Origin of the sequence: Cellvibrio sp., assembly GCF_046347455.1 — a bacterium.
GTDB lineage: Bacteria > Pseudomonadota > Gammaproteobacteria > Pseudomonadales > Cellvibrionaceae > Cellvibrio.
Map to the genome: position 1 here is coordinate 21500 of NZ_JAXMGC010000006.1, position 24721 is coordinate 46220.

Genomic DNA, 24721 nt, shown 5'->3' on the forward strand with positions numbered 1-24721 from the left:
TATGAATATCACTCCACGTTTTGTTGAACTGCCACCCTTACTCATTGCGGGAATGCGCGAGCTGCTAACCCATGATCCCGATGCTATTCCCGCGTTGTGGCAAAAATTTGGCCCCCATATAAACAATATTACGCATCAAACCAACGCCGTTGCTTATGGGTTGTGTGTTCACAGTAGCGAAAACAAGAGCGGTGAGCTCTATTACATGGCAGGCTGTGAAGTAAGGGAATTTACGGATTTACCCGCAGATCTTAGTCCGCTAATTGTGCCTGCGAATAGATATGCAGTCTTTACACATGAAGCCCATGTTTCGGAAATCAGAAATACAATTGACTATATTTTTGATCGCTGGCTGCCGACATCCGGTGTTAAGCATAAATGCCAATTGGTGCATTTTTTTGAGCGTTACGCAGAAGATTTTGATCCAGCTAAAGGAATTGGCGGTACGGAAATTTGGCTGCCGGTAGAATCTTAACGGATCACCTCCTCATCGCATTTCAAATTTGCTTATGCCCAACAACACTTAATTACCAAAGTGAATGTTGGGCATTTTTTTATTCTTATTTTTTTCACTCTTCCCTAATTTTTCGTTTAGCGCTGCTCATTTGCTAAACCTGCCTATACTTTTAGAATCTTCTCTGAAGGATCTTCGTATGGTAACGAGAATTTTGGCAGGTTCCCTGATATGGGCGTTTTCACTTTGTCTCTGGGCGGAAGAATCAGATGCATTCAAGTGGGAGAATACGCTAACGCTTGAATCTATCACTAACCTCAAGGGTGGGCTGGATACAGGTACGCGTAATCTCGGTAATTTGGATGTGACTTTGAATATTGATACCCGTGCTGCCGGCTGGTGGGATGGTGGCAATCTTTTTGTGTATGTTTTGGGGGATTACGGAAGGCCTCCCTCAGCCTTAACCGGTGAGTTGCAAGTTCTTTCAAATATTGAAGCCACGGATAATTTGTTGCTTTATGAGTTTTGGTACGAGCACAGTTTTGCGGAGGGTGCCGTTAAAATCCTTGTGGGGCTACATGATTACAACTCGACCTTTTACGCGCTTGAATCGGCGAGCTTGTTTAATCTCTCTTCAATGGGGGTTGGCCCCGAAGTTGCGCAAGTTACACCGTCCATTTTCCCTGTGACTGCGCCCGGTGTTCATTTGACTCTTAATCATCACGATACCTATTTTTTGCTTGCCGTTTACGATGGTGTTCCCGGGGATCCGGCGCACACCCACGGAACGCATATCAAGTTTTCTCGTGATGATGGCTTATTTACCGCATCTGAGCTTGGAATCTTCGCTGAACATCAATTCAAAATCGGCTTGGGTGCCTGGCGTCACACCGCGCGGGTGGAGAATCCGGTTGATGGAACTCTAAGTCAATCTAACAGCGGCTTTTATCTGATCGGCGAAAAATACTGGACTGAAAATTTCGCCGCCTTCATTCAATATGGAAAGGCTGATAAGCACAAAAACCAACTTGGTTCATATATAGGTGGTGGGTTTACTTTTAAGAATTGGATGCGAGAAGGTGATGAAGTGGGTTTGGCCTTTGCGAAAGCAAAAAATAGTGAGGATTTTTTATTAGCTAACCCCGATTTTTATTCAGCCGAAACCACAAGCGAGATAAGTTATTTTTGGCCAGTGACCGAAAAAGTTAGCTTTCAAACAAGCGTTTACAGGGTTGCACACCCGAGCATGGCGCCAGATGTTGAGAATAGCCTTGCCGTGGGGTTGCGGCTTTACGTTGGGTTATAAAATTTCGCGTGAAAAGGAAAATCGACGATAGTCGGTAGGAGCGGTTTATGAATATCAAAAAGGCAATAACGATTGGATTGCTTGTATTTGTGTCGGCCGTAGGTCTTAGTTCTTACATAAGCTATAAGGCAACGGACGAAATGTCGCGAATGCTTGGTTACATTACCGGACCCGCGTGGGACACGGCCGATGGTGCCATGGAGGGGCAAATTGAACTGGAAAAACAAATTATTACCCTGCAGCGTTTGCACGCCAAAAAAATAGACTCAGGTAGTGCTAAGTTGCTCTTGGCAAGCGCGACCGAGCGTGAGACTGAAGCCCTCGATCGTATGAAAGCGCAAGGCTTGATGGGTGCAACACAGGTTTCCGAGCTCGATAATAAATTGAACCTCTATCACCAACTTCGCGATCAACTATTCTCCGAGCTTACGAATGATTCGCCGACAGCCGAAGCCACGTTTAAGCGATTTGATAGCGAAGTGGAGGGGCTCCTTAGTTTTATCTCGCAAATGGAAGAGGCTGCTGATGGCAAGGTTGAAGGCGAAACAAAAACCGTTGCCAAGGTTGTTTCCGCAGCAAATGCAAAGTTGTTATTTGGTTTGCTTTTGTCGTTGTTGATGGCTGTTCTGGTTTTTTATTTCGCCGGTAAAGTGATTTTAGATCCGCTTAAAAAGGTTACGGAGCAATTGTCCTCTTTGAGCGCCGGTTCAGGTGATTTAACGGTAAGGTTACCGGGTGCGGATGATGCGACCGAGATTGGCAGTCTAGCGCTGGCTTTCAATAGATTTGTTCAAAAACTGCAAGCGTTGATTGGGCAGGTTCAGCATAGTAATCAATCCTTAATGGTAGCGAGTACGCAGATTACCCAGAGTATTAGTGTGTCTTCGTCCGTGGCCAGTGCACAACATATGGAAATATCATCCATGGCGGAGGCTTTGCGGAAAATATCTGATTCGCTTTTTAAAGTGGGAGATGCAGCGGAGCGCGCTAACGAGGCATCAGAGCAGGCGGTTTTGAGTACGCATACAGGAAATCATATAGTTGTGCTGGCTCAGCAAGGGGTTGATCAAATTGCCCGAGAGGTAGATAGAGCCTCGCAAGTGATTTCGAACTTGGTAACAGATAGCCAGAACATAAGCGCGATGCTTGAAGTGATTCGCAGTATTGCGGAACAGACCAATTTGTTGGCGTTAAATGCGGCCATTGAGGCAGCGCGCGCTGGCGAAACCGGAAGAGGATTTGCTGTGGTTGCCGATGAAGTTAGAAGCTTGGCTTCGCGCACGCAAGAATCCACAAAATCTATAGAGACGATTATTGCCAATTTATCCACCGGATCTGCTCGAGCTGTGGAGGTAATGGATAGTGCTCAGCAACAAGCGCTTATGATCAAAGATCGCATAGGAAAAACCTCGGATGCCTTTGCAGACATAGTGCAGGTGGTTGAACAGATTAAATCCATGAATGCGCATATTGCTCATGCGTCCGAAGATGAGAAACAGGAAATGAGCCAGATTAACGCGAGTATTAACGCTATTTTGACTCAGGCGAAACACAATCAAGAGGCGGGCGAATTGGCGCAGGTTTCGCGCCAACATCTGGAAACACAGGTCACTAAAATCGAAGAGTTATTGCGGCAATTCAGAACCTGAACGTAAATTTTCTGGCGAAATTAAATTGTGCAAAGACTGTGAAACTTTATCTTTGGGTCAACTCAAGCCGATTTAAAGAGCTGAGTGCTGGTGCGAACTCCCTAGTTATCGCTAATGTGAAACTTGTAACCTGCACCATAAACTGAGTGGATAATTTCTTTGTCTGTTAACGGCAACAACTTTTTTCGTAGCTTTGTGATGTGTGAATCCATCGTTCTATCACTCACAATGCGGTGATCGCTGTATGCATTTTTCATCAAATCATCGCGCGAAATAATCGTGTTGGGACGAGCCGACAAGGTTTTTAAAATACGGTATTCAATTAAGGTGAGTTCAACTTTATTTGAGCCGTACATGGCGGTGAGAGATTCTTTAATCAGTTGAAATCCTTGACAGGGTTCCGGGTTAGCGCGTTTTAAAATGGCTTTAACGCGCGCAACTAATTCACGCGGGCTGAAGGGTTTGCAAATATAATCATCTGCACCCAATTCGAATCCAATAAGTCGATCTGTTTCTTCAATTCGCGCAGACATAATAATGACTGGAGTATTGGTATTGTTGCGAACTTCCTGACACAAAGCCAAGCCATTAATGCGCCCACTTTTGCTGGGGAGCATTACATCTAACACAATTAAATCCCAAGATTCTTGTTTGATTTTTTCCAGTCCGCTATCGGCATCGTTTACCAATGTGGATGCAAATCCGTTCGCGTTCAAATAATCGCGAACTATGCTACCCAAATCCACTTCGTCTTCAACAATTAAAATGTTCATAGATGATCCTTAACACACGGCAGGCTAATAATAACTTTCAGTCCACCAAGATCACTGTTCGTGGTGGTGATTTTGCCTTCATGAGCCGTCACAATATTTTTACAAATCGATAACCCTAAACCAGCTCCACCGGTCGTTCTGTGACGCGATGAATCTGCACGGTACAGGCGTTCAAACAATTTTTCATGATGAGCTTCTGCAACGCCGGGCGCTGTGTCCTCTACAATAACAATAGCTTGCTGATCTTCAACTTTTAGCTGAACCTCGGTTAAACCGGGCGCATTGGTATATTGCACGCTATTTTTTAAGAGATTAACAAATAATTGTTGAAGGCGGTTTTGGTCTCCGTAAATCGTAACGGAGGAATTTGGTAATGAGAGCTTTAATTCTATGTTGTGCATTGAAAACTGCGGGCGCATGCTATTAACGGATTCCTGCAATAAAACCGCTAAATCCATGGTGTTTTTGCGGTAAGTCATTCCGCCAAGATCGGTAAGCGAGAGTTCATATAAATCGTTAACCAAATGTTTCAATCGTTGACTGTGTGACATTAAGCGTTTGATTGCATCTTGATCCATAGGGCGCACACCGTCCTCAACGGCTTCCAACTCCGCTTGCAAAACGGCAATAGGTGTTCGCAATTCATGAGAAATATCGGCAACCCATTGGCGACGGGTATTTTCACTTTGCTCCAGTGTTTCACCGAGGTTGTTGAGGTGTCGTGCAAGCTCCGCCAATTCATCGTGTCCCTTAACAGACGCTTTCTCAACATAATTGCCACGGCTAAAAGAATTTACTTGTCGAACCAAGTCGCTGATACGTTTGGTAAGCAGGTGTGCAAGTGGGAAGGATACGAGTCCCGCAATAATAAGGGCAATTAAAATGACGAGCGATAATTTGTGTTCTTGCCCCGCAGCGAAGTCGGCGTCTTGTAAATCCCGTACCGCGGGGTTGAAGGGAATTCCAACGTAGCCGACAATTTTGTTGTCATCCATTAACGGGATTAAAAAGGCTTCGTCAACATCCTTATTTTTTCCTGCGATGTGTTGACGATTTTTATCCAATAAAAAAATGTAGCGCAACGCAAACATGGGCGGCATACGTCGCCATTCGCGGAACACTTGTTGTGAGGGTTGTAGCGTGCTGCTCTGTAGCCTGTTCGCATCCTCGGGCGCTAAAGGATTTGCGTTAGGAATGGGGTCGCCGAATTGTTGCGGGTTGGCTCTGCGGTATTCCCGCGTTTCAGATTCAAGTTTGGCGAAGACATATTCATCCCAATTGGTAATCCAATCCCAATTTTTTTCTTCTTGATATTTGTTGGTTAAATCGATGATAAGCGGTTGCGCAAAACGTGTTTCTTTTTCTTCAATGTATTTCCAGAAATCCTGCTTAAAACTGTATTTGATAAATACATACAAACCTGTTGTGAGCAAACTAAAAATCACCAACATCACAATAAAAAATTGCAGCCTTAACTTCAGCATGTGCGCGTAAACCTTACTCCGTTGAATAGGAATGTGTGGCTACAAAGAGCCGGTTGAAACTCAAAGATGAGTATAGTGTTTCAGGCATCTTGCACATAAAGGTGATGCTTAGCCAGTGGGGTGGGCAGCGGCTGGCTGCGAATGGCCGGTTCGAGTGGCGTTTTGGAAGCTTATCGGGTGAGTTTGGGCGGCAAGTGGGTTAGAATAGAAATACTTGAGTGCTTTACTAGGTTTTTATGCGCTTCTTGCGCATGTTTATGGTCATCCACCGATTTAGAGGTACCCTTTATGGACGTTATCGAAACTATCAAACAACAAATCTCTGAAAACCCCGTCATTCTGTTTATGAAAGGCTCGCCCAATGCACCTCAGTGTGGTTTCTCCATGCGTGCATCCCAAGCCGTCATGGCTTGCGGTCAACGCTTCGCTTATGTTGATGTATTGAGTAATCCAGAAATTCGTGCCGAGTTGCCAAAGTACGCAAACTGGCCAACGTTCCCGCAATTGTGGGTTAAGGGTGAGTTGATCGGTGGTTGTGACATCATTACCGAAATGCACGAGAAGGGTGAGCTAAAGCCTTTGATTGATGGTGCTGTCGCCTAAGCCTTAGCGTTAAACGTTCACTCAAAGCCAGTTTCGACTGGCTTTGTCTTTTATTGGCTAAGCATCCAGACAATTAACAACACCAACCCCAAGCCACTTACAACACATAACCCGAGACCCAGCCAGCGTTTTTGTTGGAGCCGCTTTTGGTCGCTATTTGTTTGCAGCTGGTGTGCTTCCCACATGATGTTTCTTGACTTTTGCAGCTTGGTTTTAATTTGCTCCAAGGCCGCCATATCGTTCAGCAATTGTTCGCGATTGTCGCCTGCGCCGGGAAGCTGTGCCTGCAAGCGCCCGAGTTGTTGCTCCAAGGCGTTGAGCTTCTGGTCAATGTTGGTGGAGAGTTGTTGGATATTCATAGTAAGGCACGGCGCAAATGGCTGGAAAGCAGACAGGGTAGCAGATGACTGCCGTGTTTTCTTTCCAGCTGCGCGTTTAAAGTTCGATTTCATCTGCCTCGTTGGCTGATATAATTCGCCAGCTTTTTGTTCCCAGCCCAATATCCAAACTTATTTCAACCTCAGGATTTTTAGTGGACAACCATACCCCACCTGCATTTCATCCGTCTTTTTATGGCCCGCGTTATTGGCCAACGTGGATAGGCTTGGGGTTTTTCCATCTCCTCGGTTACTTGCCCATGTCCATCAGTTTGGCGTTCGGGCGTTTATTAGGGGATGTGTTTTATTACCTGGCGGGTTCGCGTCGACATATAGCGCGCGTCAACATCGCGCTTTGTTTCCCAGAACTTTCGGCTGACGAACAAAAAATCTTGCTGCGTAAGGTTATGCATTCCACCGGCAAAAGTGTGGTGGAGTCATCGGTAGCGCTGTGGGGGCCGGAGCGCCAACTTAAAAATCGTTATAGCATTCGCGGCTTGGAACATATTCAAGCCGCGCAAGCGAAGGGGCAGGGTGTGCTTTTGGTGGGATGCCATTTCACCACGCTGGACGCCGCCGCTCGCATTCTTTCCTTCCATGTCAAATACGACATGCTCTACCGCAAGGACCCGAATCCCTTGTTGGCGTATAAGTTGATAAGCGCGCGCGAAAGTTTTGCGGGTACTGCGATTGTTCGTACGGATACTCGCCAGCTCATCAAGAATCTGCGTCGCGGGCATGTTGTTTGGTATGCGCCAGATCAGGATTCTGGTTCCAAAAACGGTGTTTTCGTTCCTTTCTTTGGTGTGCCCGCTGCAACGGTTGTTGCAACCGCTCGTGTTGCGGAGTTGGGAAGGGCTGTTGTGCTTCCCTTCGCGCATTATCGGGATGAAAACAATCATTATCACTTGGTGATAGAACCGCCTTTGGAAAACTTCCCGACCGGCGATGACATTGCTGATGCAACACGTATAAATCACACCATTGAAACAGCGGTCGCTAAACAACCCGATCAATATCTGTGGGTGCATCGCCGTTTCAAAACCCGGCCCGAAGGCGAGCCGAGTTTTTACGCGAAACGCGAATCCTGAGCTAAAGTTAGCCAGAGCTTTTAGCGACCAGCAAAAAAAGCCAGAATCACCAGCCATTATGTGGTATAAGGCGCGCCATAAACTTGGCGCAACCTGATGCAACCTTGCCTTGCTACAACCAGGAGAGGAACACTGATGTTAAGAATGTTTAAAATTCAAGGCCAGTTGCTGCGTGAAGAGGCGGTAAACACCGATGAGCTTAAGGCCACTATGGCAAACGCCGTATGGATTGATGCTCACGAACCCAGCGATGATGAGCGTGAAGAATTAAACACTTTTCTGCGTGCAGAATTGCCTGAGTCCGACGACGTAGACGAGATCGAATTCTCGGCGCGCTACTTTCAGGATAACGAAGGCGTGCACGTTCACTCCCTCTTTTTATCCCCCGGTGAAGGCGGTCGTCACAACACCGTAACCGTCGCTTTCCTACTGCAAGACAAGCGTTTAATTACCGTACGCGAAGGCGATCTTGCCGATTTCCGCTTGCTGCGCATGCGCGCTCGCCGCGGCCAAGTGCCTATTACGTCCCCGCAAGATTTGCTCATCACCATGTTCGAGCAAAAGGTTGAAAACCTTGCGGACGCCTTGGAAGATATTCATCGCAAGTTAGAAGAAGTCAGTCATATGGTGTTGGAGGACGAAGACTCAGAGCTGGAAGAAGCGATTGATAGACTCTCCAAGTTGGAGGACAGCAACGGAAAAATTCGTCTGTGCTTGATGGATACCCAGCGTTCCATTTCCTTCCTGCAGCGTTACATTCGTGACAACAACGATCTCAACGAAACAGCCCGTGAGATCAAACGCGACGTGGATACCCTTATGGCGCACACCGCCTTCTTGTTCGACAAGATCAACTTCTTGATGGACTCAACCCAAGGTTTTATCAATATCGAGCAGAACCAGATCATCAAGACCTTCTCGGTAGCGGCGGTTATTTTCCTGCCGCCCACGGTGGTAGCAAGCTTTTACGGGATGAACTTCAAAATCATGCCCAACGTAGAGTGGGCGCATGGCTGGGTATTTGCGTTACTAATCATGCTTCTGTCCGGTCTATTGCCTTACTGGTATTTCAAAAGCAAAGATCTGTTGTAATCCTGCGCACGTAGGAAAAAGCCCGATAGCTGCGGTTGTAGCTATCGGGCTTTTTGTTATTGAAAACAAGGGGTAGCTTATTCTTCAACCCACTCCCAACGGAGTGGTTGTCCAAAGTCATCCAAAATAACTTTCTTTTTTGGGCGAGGTTTGAAGTGCTTTAGGGGCGCTTGAGGCTTCTTGCGAGCCTCAATCGCGGCAACAACCTCGGGAACGGGGGTGCGATCTTCGTGGCTTTGACCCTCAAAGATACTAATGAGAGGTGATTGCGCGTAAGGGCGGCCACTCAGCCCGCGCGGAACCTCTTTAACGGCGCCGCCTTCCTGCAAAAACGAATCGATTTGCGCTTGTAGCTCCGCATGTAATTCGCGTCTGGTTTTGGTCGGTTTCATACTACTTTCTGGTTCAACTGCGTTGGTGAAATGTCGGCCAAAGATGCAAAATTGAGCGGGCCATTGGGCAGCATAGCAGCGCTACGGCGGGCTCGGCAACGCTTAAACGTTAATTGCGGGTGGGTTTTCTCGCTTCTCGCTTGGGCTTTGGGTAAACTGCCGCTCTTTTTCGCGAACACTAAAATCGCTCGCTTTTTGTTCAGGCTGTCTTCTTTAGCTGACAAGCCCTATTCGTCAGGTTGCTATGACTCAAGCCACGCTAAAAATCACCGAAATCTTCTATTCCCTTCAAGGTGAATCAACGACTGTGGGCCTTCCAACGGTGTTTGTGCGCTTGACGGGTTGCCCGCTGCGCTGCGGCTACTGCGATTCTGAATACGCATTTTACGGTGGTGAGCGTTTTTCTCTGGAAGCAATTTTGGAAAAAGTAGCGAGCTATAACCCGCGCTACGTCTGCGTCACCGGCGGTGAACCTTTGGCGCAGCGCGAGTGCCTGACGTTGCTGACGATGTTGTGCGATGCGGGTTATAAGGTATCACTGGAAACCAGCGGAGCTTTGGCTGTCGACGCAGTTGACCCGCGCGTGGTTAAAGTCATGGATTTAAAAACCCCGGGTTCGGGTGAAGTTGCACGCAATCGCTGGGAGAATATTCCCGTGCTTACAGCTAATGACCAAATCAAATTTGTGATTTGCAGTCGCGAAGATTATGAATGGGCGCGCTTCAAGTTGGATGAGTTTGCATTGGTCGAGAAGGTTTCCGATGTACTCTTTTCCCCCAGCTTCGGCCAAATCCAGCCGTTGGAATTGGCGGAGTGGATTCTTGCGGACAACCTGAAGGTTCGCTTCCAGCTGCAATTGCACAAACTGCTGTGGAACGACGTTCCCGGCCATTAATCGTTAAATCAGGTTCTTAAGATGTCGCAAAAAAAAGCGGTAGTTCTCGTGTCCGGCGGCTTGGACTCCACCACGGCCCTAGCTATTGCGCGCAGCGAAGGCTACGACTGCTACACCATGAGTTTTGATTACGGCCAGCGCCACCGCATTGAGTTGGCGGCGGCTGAGCGCACGGCAAAAGCCATGGGCGCTGTGTCTCACAAAGTCATCAATCTGGATTTGCGCACCATAGGTGGCTCGGCGCTTACCGACGAATCTATCGCTGTGCCCGAGCACGAAACGGCGGGTATTCCAGTTACTTACGTTCCCGCACGCAACACGGTATTTCTATCTATTGCTTTAGGTTGGGCTGAAGTTTTGGGCGCAGAGGATATTTTTATCGGTGTCAACGCCGTGGATTTCTCCGGCTACCCAGACTGCCGCCCGGAATACATTGCCGCTTTTGAAAAAATGGCGAACTTGGCAACGCGCGCTGGTGCTGAGGGTGGTCATTTGAGAATTCGCACACCGCTTATCGATTTAAGTAAGGGCGATATCATCAAGTTGGGTATGAGTCTTGGGGTTGACTACAGCCTTACCGTGTCCTGCTACCAGGCCAATGACAAGGGTGAAGCCTGCGGTAAATGCGATAGCTGCCGTTTGCGCAAAGCGGGTTTTGTGCAGGCTGGAGTTCCTGACCAAACACGTTATGCAGAGGCTTGAGTTAGCGATTTGAGCTGTCACCAATGCGGCAACTTGCCTCTTAAATAATCAATTCCGTTTTTTTCCTTTCGATTTAGGGAGATAGGCGCAAAAAAGGCTTGTCTTTTCAGAGCAAAACATTATTATACGCGCCTCTTAATTAGGTGCCCTTAATTAAGACTTTGGGTCGTTAGCTCAGTCGGTAGAGCAGTTGGCTTTTAACCAATTGGTCGCAGGTTCGAATCCCGCACGACCCACCATATTTAGTCTTGAATATACGTTTTTTTATTCAAGATGCCCGAGTTTGGGTCGTTAGCTCAGTCGGTAGAGCAGTTGGCTTTTAACCAATTGGTCGCAGGTTCGAATCCCGCACGACCCACCACTATTTAAAGCTCAGCTTTGGATATAAAAGGATGCCAAACGGCATCCTTTTTTGTTTCTGTGATCAACGTTTTCGGCCACCCCTTTTCCAGCGCTATGTTAGAATCGCGACCTCTTTTTTGGCCTTAGGGCGCGATGATCGGGGATAGCCAATGTCTGAACTACTTCATATGGGTGCAGCCAGCACCAATGCCCAAGAGCTTGTGCGTGAACACCTCGCTCGCGCTTGGAATGCCCCGCAATATACGCCTGAACAACAGGCAGATTACATCGCCCGTATCAAAGCCTTGCTCGAGCAACATAATGCCGTGTTGGTTGCCCATTACTACACAGATCCGCTCATTCAAGCTTTGGCAGAGGAAACCGGCGGTTGCGTATCAGATTCCTTGGAGATGGCGCGCTTCGGCAAAAATCACTCGGCTGATACCTTGATTGTCGCCGGCGTAAAGTTTATGGGTGAAACTGCCAAAATTCTCACGCCACACAAACGTGTTCTAATGCCGACCTTGGAGGCGACCTGTTCATTGGATTTGGGTTGCCCCATTGATGAGTTTTCGGCGTTTTGCGATGCCAACCCTGATCGCACGGTTGTGGTCTACGCCAACACCTCTGCGGCTGTTAAAGCGCGCGCTGATTGGGTTGTAACCTCAAGTATTGCTTTAGATGTGGTTGATTATCTGGATCGCCAAGGTAAGAAAATTCTCTGGGCACCGGATAAACATTTAGGTACTTATGTTCAGCAAAAAACCGGTGCTGACGTACTTCTGTGGGATGGTGCCTGTATCGTCCACGAAGAGTTCAAGGCTAAGGGTGTGGAAGATCTGAAAAGGCTTTACCCGGATGCGGCTATTTTGGTTCACCCGGAATCGCCTAAGGCGGTGGTGGATTTGGCAGACGTTGCGGGTTCCACCTCGCAGCTTATCAAAGCCGCGCAGACCTTACCCAACAAAGAATTTATCGTCGCCACTGACCAAGGCATCTTCTACAAGATGCAGCAGTTGAATCCGGATAAAATTTTCCATATCGCTCCTACAGCCGGCAGTGGAGCAACTTGTCGCTCGTGTGCCAACTGTCCTTGGATGGCGATGAACGTACTGGATAATTTGGTGAACGTGTTTGATCGAGCCGATAACGAAATTCATGTAGACCCAGAGTTGGCGCGTCAGGCTATGATTCCGCTGCAACGCATGCTGGACTTTAAAAAATAAACGGGCACTCGTCGAAATAAGCGTGGGGCCGAGTCTTTTGCTTGTGTCCCTGCCTGCCACTCAGTACCATTGCGCCTTCTAATTTTCAGTGTGCGCTAGATTTTAGCTAACGGAGCTTGTGATGATCCAAGGTAGTATGGTTGCCCTAATAACACCAATGAACGCAGATAACTCACTCGACTGGGCGAGCCTGCATAAGTTGGTTGACTGGCACTTGGAGCAGGGCACTCACGCAATAGTTGCTGTGGGCACCACAGGCGAATCCGCTACCTTGAGTGTTGAAGAGCACTTGGCTGTTATCAAAAAAGTGGTCGATCAAGTGAATGGCCGTGTTCCAGTTATTGCCGGTACAGGTGCTAATTCTACTTCAGAAGCGGTTGAACTTACTCAAGCGGCAAAAGATGCAGGTGTCGATGCCTGCTTGCTCGTAACGCCTTACTACAACAAGCCCACGCAAGAAGGTTTGTTTTTGCATCACCAATATGTAGCGCAATCTGTGGCGATCCCACAAATTTTGTACAACGTACCCGGCCGTACGGGTGTCGATATGAAAAACGATACGGTTTTGCGTATTGCCACAGTTCCAAACATCATCGGTATTAAAGATGCGACGGGTGATTTGGTTCGCGCGAAAGATTTGATCGAGCGTGCGCCCGCTGGTTTTGCGGTTACCTCAGGTGATGATGCAACTGCTGTAGAGCTGATCCTCTTGGGCGGTAAAGGCGACATCTCCGTAACGGCTAACGTAGTGCCTAAACAAATTGCACGCATGTGTGAATTGGCTTTGGCTGGTAAAGCTGAAGAAGCGCGTGCTATTAACCAGCGTTTGTTGCCTTTGCACGATGCCATGTTTGTTGAGTCCAACCCAATTCCTGTTAAGTGGGCGGTTGAGCAATTAGGTTTGATTCAATCTGGTATTCGTTTGCCATTAACGCGCTTGTCAGAGCAATACCATGCGCAAGTAACGGCAGCAATGAACGCTGCAAAATAAATTTAAAGCTCCACTGCTAAACAGTGGAGCTTTTTTGCTTTTGAAGCGTCTAGATAAAGACACTTACCGGTAATAAGTAATATCTACAGCAAGACCATAATTATAAAGTTCTCCGATCGGCATCGGTTTGGTACCAAACACAACAATAAAGCGGTTTATACAGCCGCAACGGGTATATAAAAACGTAACCAGACAGAGAGAAAACATGAGCAGTATTCAAAGCCTCAATGCCAATATTGGCAGATACCGATGGACCATTTGTGCGCTGATTTTTTTTGCCACCACCGTCAACTACCTCGATCGTCAAGTTCTTAGTCTTCTTGCTCCCGATCTTTCCAAAGAGTTTGGCTGGACCAATAGCGACTACGCGAACATCACCGCCGTATTCCAATTTGTTTATGCGATTTCCATGTTATTTGCAGGGCGCATCATCGACGTATTGGGCACGCGGACAGGCTATATAGCCGCGATTATCGTGTGGTCCATTGGCGCCATCATGCACGCCTATGCAATTCCCATGGGTGAGCTGACCAACAATCTTCTTGCCTTGGCCGGTATAGCCGCAGTTCCGGCATCCATTGTCGGGTTTATGCTGTCGCGTGCGGTATTGGCGTTTGGTGAGGCTGGAAACTTCCCTGCCGCGATTAAGGCAACCGCTGAGTATTTCCCTAAAAAAGAACGCTCTTTCGCGACGGGCATTTTTAACTCGGGCGCAAACGTTGGTGCGATTTTGGCTCCGTTATTGGTGCCTTGGATTGCAGCTCACTGGGGCTGGCAAACTGCCTTTATTTTGGTAGGCGCGGTAGGTTTCGTGTGGATGGGTTTTTGGTTTGTTTTTTACGATGTTCCCCAAAAGCAAAAACGCTTGTCCCAAGCTGAGTTGGATTACATCAACAGCGATAACGAAGAACCGGTGGTTGCATCTGAAGCCCCGGCAGAGAAAACATCTTGGTTTAAGTTACTGAGTTATCGCCAAACCTGGGCTTTTGCGTCCGGTAAGTTTCTAACGGACGGCGTCTGGTGGTTTTACCTTTTCTGGTTACCAAAATACCTTGAAGCACAATTCGGGCTGCACAAAACCGAAATCATGGTTCCTCTCGCAGTGCTTTACAGTATGACCATGGTGGGAAGTATTGGTGGTGGTTGGTTCCCAACCTACTTTATGAACAAAGGGTACAACCCCTACGAAGGTCGTATTCGTGCGATGCTCGTGATAGCGCTTTTCCCTCTAGTGGTTCTGTTGGCGCAACCCTTCGGCAGCTACAGCTATTGGATTCCGGTGATTTTGATTGGCATAGGTGCATCCGCGCATCAGGCGTGGTCTTGTAATATTTTTACCACCGTGTCCGATATGTTCCCCAAGAAAGCTGTGGCTTCTGTGGTGGGAATTGGCGGTATGGCTGGTGGTATGGGCGGTGTTGTATTGTCGAAGCTGGGTGGCTGGTTGTTCGACTACTACGGTGCGTTAGGTCAAATTTACACCGGCTATGCCATTATGTTTGGTATTTGCGCTGTCGCTTATCTGGCGGCGCTCGGCATTATGGTTTTGCTTGTACCTAAATATAAGCCGATTTCAGATTTGTAAGATCGGCCTATAAAAAGTGCTGCGCGCGGGCGTGTAATCACTTAAGCTGGCGACCCTGAGCATTGCTACCCCTGAGTAAGCAAGCGGGGTTCGTTGGCTATCCCGAACTTTATCAACTTGTCCGTGTCTAGAGGCAAGCCTTGGGAAGCGTGGATTTGTGTGCAAGATCTGGCAATTAGATATTCGGTTTTATCCTCTTAGAGAATTTTCATGAATTTAATGACTGCAAAGGCCAAGACGGTTTTTTCTCCCTCAGTTTTGGTTCGTTTAGGATGCTTGGTGTGTTTAAGTGTTTCGCTCTCTGGTTGCGGCATATTCTTCGGTGATGACGGTGTTTTCCGCAATCGCGAAAACGATTATTTGAAAGCGGATAGCCTACCTCCACTGGTTTTGCCCGAAGGTGTTAACAAAGATGCTCTGGGCGAGCTCTACCCAATCCCACCGATTAGCGCTGCCGATTTCGGTTACGATGCAACCGCCTCTGAATACGATGTGCCACGTCCCATGCCTTTGTCTGCCAACATGTTGCAAGACAGCGTAAAAATTCAACGCGTGGGTGAGAACTCCTGGATTCTGGTGAATGATGCTCCCGGTGAGCTTTGGCCGCGCGTACGCAATTTCTTGAATGCGAATAACCTGAAAGTAACTCGTGCTGATCTCAAGCAGGGGATTATCGAAACCGGTTGGTTGCAATTTAAAACTGACTTGAATAGCCAAGACAGATACCGTCTGCAAATCGACCAAGGTATCCAGCCAGAAACCAGTGAAATTCATATCACCCACATGAATGTCGCAGGTTCAACGCCGCCCGCGCAAGATCCGGAATGGCCTTCCAAGTCCATGAATCCAGAGCGTGAAAAGTGGTTGTTGGATGAGCTCTCCGCAACCTTGGCGAGCGATAACACCGAAGGCGGCACCTCCATGTTGGCGCAAGGCATTAGCAGTAATGCATCAGCCAAAGCGACCTTGGGCATGTTCAAAAACGAACCCGTCATGACCCTAAAGTTGGATAAGACGCGTACCATGGCAACTATTGCCTATGCCGCCAAGCGAGATGGTTTCCAGTTGTTTGAATCTGACGCAAGCACTGGCATGTTCTACGTCTATTACAAAGATCCAGAAGAATCCAAGCCGGGTTGGTTTAAGCGTTTGTTCCACATAAGCGCGAGCAAGCCAAAGGCGGCAACTACGCCTTACAGCTTGGATCAAATCACCGCCAATATGCTGAAAGGTGAAGCATTTGAGTCTGCGCCTTACTCTATTCGTGATGATGAAAAGAACCTCAAGAAAGCACCCGGCTACTTGTTTGTAGTCACTGGCAAGCCTGGCGATTATCTGGTTCGCGTGCGCGACCCTTACGGCAAACGTTTGAAGCCGCGTGAGGCTCGTGATTTGATCACCAAGCTGCGTAAGAACTTGATATAGGTGTTGGATTTGTTTTCCTCTGGCGTACAACTGCGGTTTGCTTCTTTAGGAAGTGGGAGCAGGGGTAACGCCACCCTCGTGGAGTGGGCGCAAGGTTCGCTCCTGATTGATTGCGGATTTACGGTGAAAGAAACTGAGCTGCGTTTGGCGCGGCTCGGTAAATCTGCCCAAGACCTGACTGCAATTCTCGTCACACACGAACACTCAGATCACATCAAAGGTGTGCCTGCTCTGGCTCGGCGCTACGGAATTCCTGTTTACATGACGCCGGGAACCTACCACAGCCGGGATTTGGGCGATCTGCCGCAACTTAATTTCATTCATGCCTATGCGCCTTTCGAGCTTTACGGCTTGCGCGTAAACCCGGTTGCAGTTCCGCATGATGCCCGTGAGCCTTCGCAATTTGTCTTTGAATATGAAGGCTTGCGCTTGGGAATACTCACGGATTTAGGTAGTATTACACCCCACGTGGAAGAGGCTTACCAAGCCTGCGATGCCATGCTGCTTGAGGCAAATCACGATCCGTTTATGCTGGCTTCCGGCCCTTATCCCCCCTCGCTCAAGCAGCGGGTCGGTGGCCAATGGGGGCATTTGAGCAATCAACAGGCAGCCGGCTTTTTACAGCGGATAGATACTCGGCGATTACAGCATTTAGTGGTGGCTCATATCAGCCAAAAAAACAATTCTCTTGAGGTGGCGCGCGCTGCCTTGGAGCCCGTTACCCAAGCCATACAACAAGTAACCTATGCCTGTCAGGATCAAGGTTTTGACTGGCTGGCAGTTGTTCAGGAAAGGCGTATAGCCGCTATCGCCTGAGCATAATCCCAAAAGTCGACTAGAATTATTTTTCAACTTAAGTGAGTACAACGATGGAAAAGCGCGAAGAGCTCTATGCGGGCAAAGCCAAATCTGTTTACACAACCGATGATCCAGATCGCGTGATCATGGTGTTCCGTAACGATACCTCTGCATTCGATGGCAAGCGCATCGAGCAGCTGGATCGTAAAGGCATGGTGAACAACAAGTTCAATGCCTTCATCATGGGCAAACTACAAGAAGCAGGCATTCCAACTCACTTTGAAAAATTGTTGTCTGACAACGAAGTACTCGTGAAAAAAATGCAAATGATCCCGGTTGAATGCGTAATCCGCAATTTAGCTGCTGGCTCATTGGTGCGTCGTTTGGGTGTTCAGGAAGGTTTGGAATTGAATCCACCAACCTTTGAATTGTTTTTGAAAAACGATGCACTGGGCGATCCAATGGTTAACGAATCTCACGTGCAATCCTTTGGTTGGGCAACGCCAGAACAATTGGCGCGTATGAAAGAACTGACCTTTAAAATTAACGCCATCCTGAAAGACTTGTTTGCGAGCGGCAATATGCTGCTGGTGGATTTCAAAGTGGAATTCGGTTTGTTTAAAGGCGAAGTTATTCTGGGCGATGAATTCTCTCCCGATGGTTGCCGCTTGTGGGACAAAGATACCCGCGAGAAGTTGGATAAAGACCGCTTCCGCCAAAACTTGGGCAACGTGGTTGAGTCCTACGAGATTGTAGGCAATCGCTTAGGTCTAATTTTTTAATAGGACTGACTTTTTAAAAAGCCTGGCTTTTTAATAAATGTTTTAACTAGGGGCAGTTTTCTGCCCTTAGATCTCTGCAATAAGCGTAATAAAAACCAAGGGGATCTGCTGTGATTGAAAGACGCCTGTTTGAACGGACTACCACATCGGTTCGCGTAGAAATGAGCCATCCCAGTTTTGGGACTATTGTGGGTTTTGCAAAGGACGTTTCAGATGGCGGTGCGCAAGTTCAAATTGAAAACCAGCCATGTCCTCCTGTAGGTACAGAAGTGATGGTGATGTTTAGAAAATCCATTGGCCCCATCAACCATGAGCCAGTGCGAATGAAAGTGATGCACCAGTTCAGAAACACTATTGGTTTGATGTTTGTTCGCTGAGATTGATGCAAATAAAAAAGCCATGCAGCTTCAACACTGCATGGCTTTTTTATTTATAAACGGTGCGTAATTAACGGCATTGTTCCGGTAGCGTTAACTTCAATTTGCCGTGCTGAAAATTGCTAGCGAGTTGCTTTAAGTCACCGCATGCTAATTTTTCATTCTCTGAAACGTCCACGTCTTGTAACGCCAAGATATGGAGGAGTGGTTCAGCGTTGGTTAAGTTATTTTTACGTAGGATCAAAACCTTCAAAGTGCTGATGTTCGTAATAGGTGCTATGGATTGAATAGCGTTTTCAGCAAGATTCAAATGTTCAATCGCGTAGAATTTTTCGAGCCCTGCGAGCGAAGTTATGCCCGCATGGCTGCAGTTGAGTTGTTTGAGATCTTCCGCTTTGCTAATGCGCTTATCCAAGATGGTTTGCTCAACGCATGCACGAAGGTTCGCGTCGGCAATTGCATAATCTTTAAAGATTGATGGCGGTGTATAAACAACATTATTGTTGAGGCTTACGGAGTAATTTTTGCAGCCCGCAATCAGGCTGATTGATAAAAAGGCCAAAATCGCGCTAAGTAATGAGTAGATGGATTTGCTATGCATGGGGCTGTGCCTATAGTGCGCTAAATAGTTTGCATTCTCGCAGTCTAGTCCGAGCTTGCCAACTGCTTTGTCGATTTCAATCTTTGTTAAGATGTATGAATAGATTTTTCCAAGAACTTTTTCCGTTAAGCTTCGTCTACGGAAAGTTAATAAGGCTGGCTAGTTTTTCCTGATTTTTTGAGTAGATATTGAAGTCAAACCCAAGAACGACACACACAAAAGCGACACACACAAGAGAGACACACAGATGAAAAAATTAATCGTTTTCTTATCCGTTATTGCATTCACTGGATGCGCCACCATGGATTCCCAAAATGGCGACAATGCCAAAACCAAAAAAGGTGCGGGCATAGGTGCAATTGCCGGTGCTGTTTTGGGCGCGGCGGCATCCAGCAAAAGCGATCGTGGACGTGGTGCGCTGACGGGCGCAGTGATCGGTGCAGCGGTTGGCGGTGGCGTCGGTCACTATATGGATAAGCAAGAAAAAGAGCTGCGCGAAAAACTCAAAGACAGCGGTGTTCAAGTGAGTCGCCAAGGCAATGATTTAAATTTAATCATGCCTGGCAATATTACTTTTGCGGTGGGTAAATCGGATATTCGCGCCGATTTCTATTCAGTATTGAATTCCGTAGCGCAAGCGCTCAAGCAATATGACCAAACGACTGTTCGCATTAGCGGCTACACAGATTCAACTGGCCCTTTGTCGCTTAACCAACGTTTGAGTGAAGATCGTGCCGCCGCTGTGCGCAGTTATTTGTTGGCGCAAGGTGTGGCAAGTGATCGCATAGATTCTGCAGGCTACGGCCCAGCCAATCCCATTGCCAGCAATGCCAGCGAAGAAGGACGCCAAGCAAACCGTCGTGTAGAAATTAAATTAATTCCTATTCAACAATAGTTTTACTGCGTGGCGATAGACGGGCCATAAGATGTCGTTTAAGTGTTTCTCGGATTTCTTTTAAATGCCTGAGCGGCGCAATTGCGCCTTGCAATGGCAAATGAAACTGTTGATAATGCGCGCCTCTTGCAAGGCGCGTGTTATCTTCTTGCAAGCTGCAATGGTGATCTAGCCGGTCCCCTCGCAATGATGACCTGTGAACCCCGCCAGGCCCGGAAGGGAGCAACGGTAGCAGTTAGTTATGTGCCGGGGTGTGGCTGGTTAGATTGCCTCCATCTTCGTGTTACGTCTTTTTCTCCCTCATTTGTGTTTGCCTTGCTTGCGATCTTTCGCGTGTCTATTTGAGCCTCGAAAGGCTATAATCGCCTTCATTTTTAGTGGCTTCCTATTGGCTTTGTGAAGGTTAATTATCGGCATGAGTTACCAAGTCCTTGCTCGTAAATGGCGTCCACGCATTTTTCGCGAAATGGTGGGGCAGGAGCATGTTTTACAAGCATTGATTAACGCGCTTGATCACAACCGCTTGCACCATGCCTACTTGTTTACGGGTACTCGTGGGGTGGGTAAAACCACAATCGCGCGAATTCTAGCCAAATGTCTTAACTGTGAAACGGGCGTAAGTTCTGAGCCTTGCGGCACCTGTTCGGCGTGCCGTGAAATTGCAGAAGGTCGTTTTGTTGACTTGATTGAAGTGGACGCGGCCTCCCGCACCAAAGTCGAAGATACTCGTGAGCTTTTGGAGAACGTCCAATACGCGCCGACACGTGGTCGCTATAAAGTCTATTTGATCGACGAAGTCCACATGCTGTCCAACAGCAGTTTTAATGCGCTCTTGAAAACTCTTGAAGAGCCGCCGCCGCACGTAAAATTCCTGTTAGCGACTACAGATCCACAAAAGCTGCCCATGACAATCCTGTCGCGCTGCTTGCAGTTCAACCTCAAAAACATGACGCCTGAGCGTATTGTTAATCACCTTAAGTTCGTACTCGAACAGGAGGTGATTCCTTACGAAGAAAGCGCGCTCTGGTTATTGGGCCGTGCGGCCGATGGCAGTATGCGCGACGCGCTCAGCCTTACGGATCAATCCATCTCCTACGGCTCGGGCAAAATCACGCAAGCGGAAGTGGCCGCTATGCTGGGGACTTTGGATCAAGCTGCGGTCTATGAAATTGTAAATGCCTTGGCTTCCTTGGATGGCAAAGCGGTTTTGAATGCCGTGCAAAATATGGCAGAGCAAGCTCCCGATTACGCAAATGCCTTGGCTGAAATGCTCTCGGTTTTGCATCGAATTGCAATCGCCCAAGCTTTACCAGAAGCGGTTGATAACAGCCACGGCGATAAAGAGCGAATTATGCAGCTCGCGCAGCAATTGCCAGCTGAAGATGTTCAGCTGTTCTACCAAACCGCCTTGTTGGGGCGCCGTGATTTGCCGCTCGCGCCCGATGCTCGTGCAGGATTTGAAATGGTGCTCTTGCGCATGTTGGCGTTTAAGCCGCAAGGCGTAGTGGATGTTCCCACGCAGCCCTTGCCGCAATCGTCCACGCCTTTAAAGCTCCAGCCAGTTGCATCGCCGGCTCAGCCTGCGTCAGTCGTGCCGGCTGCGCCCGTTATTTCGGTATCGGTACAGGCTCCAGAGCAAAAATCCCCAGCGCTTACGCCAGTTCAGCAAGCGCCAGTGCAGCAAACGCCAATTCAACAAGTTCCAATTCAACAAGCATCAGTCCAACCTGCGTCTAACCTGCAATCGCCACCGCCTTTTGATGGACCTTACGATAACGCGCCGGAGATGAGCGCCGATGAGTACGACGAGTACGCAGCGGCACCCGCCTATCTCGATGTTGAAGATTATGCACCTGCAGATGAGGTGCCCCAACCAAAAAAGTCTGAAGCGCCTGAAACTCAGGCGACGGTAAATGTTGAAGCCAAACCTGAAGTAGTAGAGCAAGCGGTGCCGATGGCCGTTCCAGCGATTGTCGATGTGCCGCCCGCAACCACAGTTCGAAAAATTTCGTATGAGCATGCGACGGTACAGGATTGGCCTGAGATTTATTTAGGTTTGGGTGTGACGGGGATTTTGCAAAGCACCATCGCCAACTGCCAAATGATTGCGCGCAGCGGCAATGAATTTCATTTTGTGGTGGATGAAAACAACAGCACGCTTTACGACCCCAGTCACCAGCAACGCTTGGCGGATTTATTAAGCAGTTATTTTATCGAGCGCGTCCACGTAAAAATTCAGCCGGGAAAATTAACCGCAGAAACTCCGGCACTGATTGCCAAGCGGCAGCAAGAGGCTCGTTATGCCAACGCCGTGCATGCGATTAAAACCGACCCTGTGGTGCAGCAACTTATTGAACATTTCGGCGCGACTTTGCGCGAAGAAACTATACAACCTATTTAATTGAATTTGAGGTAGCTATGAACATCGGCGACTTAATGAAACAAGCTCAGCAAATGCAAGCAAACATGCAAAAGATGCAAGAGCAAATCGCGCAAGCTGAAGTGAAAGGTGAGGCGGGAGCGGGTTTAGTCTCTGTAGTCATGACTGGTCGTCACGACGTAAAACGCGTGAGCATCGACGACAGTTTGATGAGCGAAGACAAAGAAATGCTCGAAGATTTATTGGCCGCTGCGGTTAATGATGCTGTACGGAAAATCGAAACCCAAAATCGCGAACAAATGGCCAAGATGACAGCGGGCATGGGTTTGCCAGCCGATTTTAAAATGCCATTTTGATGATAGAAAAATTATTGAGACAAAATTAAACAATGTTCAGCCCTTTAATCGACGAACTTATGTCCTCGCTCCGTTGCTTGCCCGGTGTCGGTCCAAAATCGGCGCAGCGTATGGCCTTGCATTTACTCGAGCGTGACCGCGAAGGGGCAGAGCGGTTAGCGCAGAGCCTGCATAAAGCAGTTGAAGGTGTTGGTCGCTGCCAACGTTGCCGCACGCTCACCGAACAAACACATTGCGGAATTTGTGCAAACAATCGTCGTGACAATAGTATTTTGTGCGTGGTTGAAACCCCAGCGGATGTGTTGGCGATTGAGCAATCCGGCACTTACCAAGGTAAATATTTTGTGTTGCTAGGCCATCTCTCGCCCATCGATGGCATAGGCCCGGAAGATATTGGCATCGACCAGTTGATGCGGTTGTTGCAAGAGTCAGCGGCGAGCGGTGAACCTATCAAAGAAATTATTTTGGCTACCAATCCTACGGTGGAAGGTGAAGCGACCGCCTATTACATTAGCGAACGCGCGAAGCAACATCATGTATTAGTGTCACGCATTGCCCACGGTGTGCCTTTAGGTGGTGAGCTGGAATTTATTGATGGCGGAACCTTGGCTCACGCGTTTGCAAGCCGAAGAAATTTTTAATTTATGATGATTTCCTCTGAACCTGTATGGATTGCGCAAGACGCTGAACTTGCCGAGTTGTGCGCGCGTTTGCGTCAACAAGCCGCGATTGCTGTCGATACAGAATTTATGCGAACGGATACCTTCTATCCCATCGCTGGTTTAATTCAATTAGGCGACGGCAAAACCAGTTTTTTGATCGATCCGCTCGCCATTCAGGATTTTTCGCCGCTGCGCGAATTAATGTTGGATGAGCAGGTTGTTAAGGTTTTGCATTCCTGCTCTGAGGATATAGAAGTCTTCGAGCGATTATTGGGGATTGTGCCTTCGCCGATTTTTGATACACAAATTGCGGCAGCCTTTGCCGGTTTTGGTTTTTCACTCGGTTACGCCGGTTTAATAAAAGCGGCGCTCGGTGTGGAAATCCCTAAAGATGAAACTCGCTCTGATTGGTTGCAGCGGCCGTTGAGTACATCGCAATTAAAATACGCAGCGCTCGACGTAGCGCATATGCTGATTGTGTACGGAAAATTATTGCAGCTGTTAAAAGCCAGCGAGCGGTTGCAGTGGGTTAAAAGCGATTGCGTTGATCTCGTAACTAATGCGCGTAAGCCTGATGATTTTTCTGATGCTTATCATAAGGTGGGTTTTGCGTGGAAGTTGCGTCCGCAAGAGTTAGCGATTTTACGTGACTTGTGTATTTGGCGCGAAACCGAGGCGCGCGCGCGTGATATTCCGCGCAACCGTTTGATTAAAGAACCTTCTCTATTTGAAATCGCGCGCAAGCAACCGCAGGATTTGACTCATTTGCAGCGTATTGAAGATATTCCTTCTCGCACTTTGCGAACGGATACTGAAACCCTGTTGGGGATAGTGAAAACAAGCGCGGCAACCGATTCATCAACTTGGCCTGCGCGTTTGGATGCGCCGTTGGCGCTGAGTGAAGCGCCGTTGATGAAGCTGCTGAAAAAATATGTGCGTGAAGTGGCGGAGTCTTCCAATTTACCGCCCGAAGTACTTATTCGTAAAAAGGAATATGAAGCACTTGTACGCTCAGGCATGAAAGGCGGAACTTACACCTTGCCTGAGCGGCTGCTTGGTTGGCGTTATGACTTGATCGGAAAAGGATTGTTGGAGCTCGTTCAGCAAGGAGCAAAATCTGGTTTGCAATCTGAGCCAGTTTCAACGTCAATCTCCGATTAAAATTGTATTGAGTAATAAGTGCGCATGAAAATTATTTGCCAGATTTACCGCAGCCCCAAAGAAGAGGGCATGTATCTTTACGTTAAGAAAGAAGAAGGCTTGTCAAAAGTCCCCGATGAGTTGATAAAGCTCTTTGGAACTCCGCAACCTGCGATGGTAATTTTATTAACGCCGGACAAAAAGTTAGCGCGCGTGAGTGTAGAAAAGGTCGCAGAAAGCTTGGATACCCAAGGTTATTATTTACAAATGCCACCCCGTAATGAGCAAGATCCTGAGATGCAGCTGATGCGGGCAAAAAATTCCAAGCTCTCAGGCCATTAAA

The 24721-nt window shown here is 47.9% G+C and carries 26 protein-coding genes, 2 tRNA genes and 1 other RNA gene; 24 read left to right on the plus strand and 5 right to left on the minus strand.

The features are described from left to right. The first annotated feature begins 1 nt into the window (after position 1). The 3 genes from U1F02_RS11755 (at position 2) to U1F02_RS11765 (ending at position 3409) form a co-directional block, all read left to right on the plus strand. Positions 2–475 (plus strand): GyrI-like domain-containing protein, encoded by a 474-nt coding sequence (locus U1F02_RS11755; RefSeq protein WP_409990594.1) that lies wholly within the window; start codon positions 2–4, stop codon positions 473–475. 178 nt (positions 476–653) lie between these two features. Beyond that, complete coding sequence (locus U1F02_RS11760) at positions 654–1760, plus strand: carbohydrate porin (RefSeq protein ID WP_409990595.1); 1107 nt, start codon at positions 654–656, stop codon at positions 1758–1760. A 47-nt stretch (positions 1761–1807) separates the two neighbouring features. Beyond that, on the plus strand, positions 1808–3409 hold the full coding sequence (locus U1F02_RS11765) for a methyl-accepting chemotaxis protein (RefSeq protein WP_409990596.1): 1602 nt from the start codon (positions 1808–1810) through the stop codon (positions 3407–3409). A 101-nt stretch (positions 3410–3510) separates the two neighbouring features. Here the strand turns inward: U1F02_RS11765 and U1F02_RS11770 are convergent, their stop codons facing one another. Together U1F02_RS11770 and U1F02_RS11775 are read right to left on the minus strand one after the other, a co-directional pair. Continuing rightward, positions 3511–4182 (minus strand): response regulator, encoded by a 672-nt coding sequence (locus U1F02_RS11770; RefSeq protein WP_409990597.1) that lies wholly within the window; start codon positions 4180–4182, stop codon positions 3511–3513. Continuing rightward, positions 4179–5666, minus strand: coding sequence for an ATP-binding protein (locus U1F02_RS11775; RefSeq protein ID WP_409990598.1), 1488 nt, complete (start codon positions 5664–5666; stop codon positions 4179–4181). Before U1F02_RS11775 ends, U1F02_RS11770 begins: the two co-directional genes overlap by 4 nt. A gap of 288 nt (positions 5667–5954) precedes the next feature. Here U1F02_RS11775 and grxD point away from each other — a divergent pair, with 288 nt between their 5' ends. Further along, positions 5955–6269 (plus strand): Grx4 family monothiol glutaredoxin, encoded by a 315-nt coding sequence (grxD, locus tag U1F02_RS11780; RefSeq protein ID WP_409990599.1) that lies wholly within the window; start codon positions 5955–5957, stop codon positions 6267–6269. Positions 6270–6319: 50 nt separating this feature from the next. On the opposite strand, the gene U1F02_RS11785 is transcribed toward grxD, so the two are convergent. Then, positions 6320–6721 (minus strand): hypothetical protein, encoded by a 402-nt coding sequence (locus tag U1F02_RS11785; RefSeq protein ID WP_409990600.1) that lies wholly within the window; start codon positions 6719–6721, stop codon positions 6320–6322. A gap of 80 nt (positions 6722–6801) precedes the next feature. On the opposite strand from U1F02_RS11785, the gene lpxL reads away from it, so the two are divergent. Further along, positions 6802–7737, plus strand: coding sequence for an LpxL/LpxP family Kdo(2)-lipid IV(A) lauroyl/palmitoleoyl acyltransferase (lpxL, locus tag U1F02_RS11790; RefSeq protein WP_409990601.1), 936 nt, complete (start codon positions 6802–6804; stop codon positions 7735–7737). Between the two features lie 135 nt (positions 7738–7872). Next, positions 7873–8829 (plus strand): magnesium/cobalt transporter CorA, encoded by a 957-nt coding sequence (gene corA, locus U1F02_RS11795; RefSeq protein ID WP_409990602.1) that lies wholly within the window; start codon positions 7873–7875, stop codon positions 8827–8829. 77 nt (positions 8830–8906) lie between these two features. Here the strand turns inward: corA and U1F02_RS11800 are convergent, their stop codons facing one another. Continuing rightward, entirely contained in the window at positions 8907–9221 is a 315-nt protein-coding gene (locus U1F02_RS11800) for a hypothetical protein (protein WP_409990603.1), read from the minus strand. A 244-nt stretch (positions 9222–9465) separates the two neighbouring features. Here U1F02_RS11800 and queE point away from each other — a divergent pair, with 244 nt between their 5' ends. The 11 genes from queE (at position 9466) to U1F02_RS11855 (ending at position 18344) form a co-directional block, all read left to right on the plus strand. Next, entirely contained in the window at positions 9466–10116 is a 651-nt protein-coding gene (gene queE / locus U1F02_RS11805) for a 7-carboxy-7-deazaguanine synthase QueE (RefSeq protein ID WP_409990604.1), read from the plus strand. Positions 10117–10137: 21 nt separating this feature from the next. Then, positions 10138–10818, plus strand: coding sequence for a 7-cyano-7-deazaguanine synthase QueC (gene queC, locus U1F02_RS11810; protein ID WP_409990605.1), 681 nt, complete (start codon positions 10138–10140; stop codon positions 10816–10818). 163 nt (positions 10819–10981) lie between these two features. Beyond that, positions 10982–11057 (plus strand) — tRNA-Lys (locus U1F02_RS11815). 46 nt (positions 11058–11103) lie between these two features. Further along, positions 11104–11179 (plus strand) — tRNA-Lys (locus U1F02_RS11820). A gap of 151 nt (positions 11180–11330) precedes the next feature. Then, the gene (gene nadA / locus U1F02_RS11825) at positions 11331–12386 is read left to right on the plus strand and encodes a quinolinate synthase NadA (protein ID WP_409990606.1); all 1056 of its coding nucleotides are present in this window, start codon (positions 11331–11333) and stop codon (positions 12384–12386) included. A 121-nt stretch (positions 12387–12507) separates the two neighbouring features. Next, complete coding sequence (dapA, locus tag U1F02_RS11830) at positions 12508–13377, plus strand: 4-hydroxy-tetrahydrodipicolinate synthase (RefSeq protein ID WP_409990607.1); 870 nt, start codon at positions 12508–12510, stop codon at positions 13375–13377. A 205-nt stretch (positions 13378–13582) separates the two neighbouring features. Beyond that, the gene (locus tag U1F02_RS11835) at positions 13583–14962 is read left to right on the plus strand and encodes an MFS transporter (protein ID WP_409990608.1); all 1380 of its coding nucleotides are present in this window, start codon (positions 13583–13585) and stop codon (positions 14960–14962) included. Positions 14963–15172: 210 nt separating this feature from the next. After that, entirely contained in the window at positions 15173–16387 is a 1215-nt protein-coding gene (gene bamC, locus U1F02_RS11840) for an outer membrane protein assembly factor BamC (protein WP_409990609.1), read from the plus strand. Then, positions 16388–17203, plus strand: coding sequence for an MBL fold metallo-hydrolase (locus U1F02_RS11845; RefSeq protein WP_409990610.1), 816 nt, complete (start codon positions 16388–16390; stop codon positions 17201–17203). It begins immediately after the preceding gene. A 53-nt stretch (positions 17204–17256) separates the two neighbouring features. Continuing rightward, on the plus strand, positions 17257–17967 hold the full coding sequence (purC, locus tag U1F02_RS11850) for a phosphoribosylaminoimidazolesuccinocarboxamide synthase (protein ID WP_409990611.1): 711 nt from the start codon (positions 17257–17259) through the stop codon (positions 17965–17967). A 110-nt stretch (positions 17968–18077) separates the two neighbouring features. After that, entirely contained in the window at positions 18078–18344 is a 267-nt protein-coding gene (locus tag U1F02_RS11855; protein WP_409990612.1) for a PilZ domain-containing protein, read from the plus strand. Between the two features lie 70 nt (positions 18345–18414). Here U1F02_RS11855 and U1F02_RS11860 read toward each other — a convergent pair whose 3' ends face one another. Beyond that, complete coding sequence (locus tag U1F02_RS11860; RefSeq protein ID WP_409990613.1) at positions 18415–18945, minus strand: leucine-rich repeat domain-containing protein; 531 nt, start codon at positions 18943–18945, stop codon at positions 18415–18417. A 247-nt stretch (positions 18946–19192) separates the two neighbouring features. On the opposite strand from U1F02_RS11860, the gene U1F02_RS11865 reads away from it, so the two are divergent. From U1F02_RS11865 to U1F02_RS11895, 7 genes are all read left to right on the plus strand, one after another. Continuing rightward, positions 19193–19840, plus strand: a complete 648-nt coding sequence (locus U1F02_RS11865) for an OmpA family protein (protein WP_409990614.1) — start codon at positions 19193–19195, stop codon at positions 19838–19840. 170 nt (positions 19841–20010) lie between these two features. Further along, an RNA gene (ffs, locus tag U1F02_RS11870) (signal recognition particle sRNA small type) lies at positions 20011–20106 on the plus strand. Positions 20107–20255: 149 nt separating this feature from the next. After that, on the plus strand, positions 20256–22241 hold the full coding sequence (gene dnaX / locus U1F02_RS11875) for a DNA polymerase III subunit gamma/tau (protein ID WP_409990615.1): 1986 nt from the start codon (positions 20256–20258) through the stop codon (positions 22239–22241). 17 nt (positions 22242–22258) lie between these two features. Next, the gene (locus U1F02_RS11880; RefSeq protein ID WP_409990616.1) at positions 22259–22576 is read left to right on the plus strand and encodes a YbaB/EbfC family nucleoid-associated protein; all 318 of its coding nucleotides are present in this window, start codon (positions 22259–22261) and stop codon (positions 22574–22576) included. A 32-nt stretch (positions 22577–22608) separates the two neighbouring features. Next, positions 22609–23217 carry a recombination mediator RecR gene (gene recR / locus U1F02_RS11885; RefSeq protein WP_409990617.1) on the plus strand — a complete coding sequence of 203 codons (609 nt, stop codon included), beginning with the start codon at positions 22609–22611 and terminating at the stop codon, positions 23215–23217. 3 nt (positions 23218–23220) lie between these two features. Next, positions 23221–24399, plus strand: coding sequence for a ribonuclease D (gene rnd, locus U1F02_RS11890; protein ID WP_409990618.1), 1179 nt, complete (start codon positions 23221–23223; stop codon positions 24397–24399). 24 nt (positions 24400–24423) lie between these two features. Beyond that, complete coding sequence (locus U1F02_RS11895; protein ID WP_409990619.1) at positions 24424–24720, plus strand: YcgL domain-containing protein; 297 nt, start codon at positions 24424–24426, stop codon at positions 24718–24720. Position 24721: the final 1 nt, after the last annotated feature.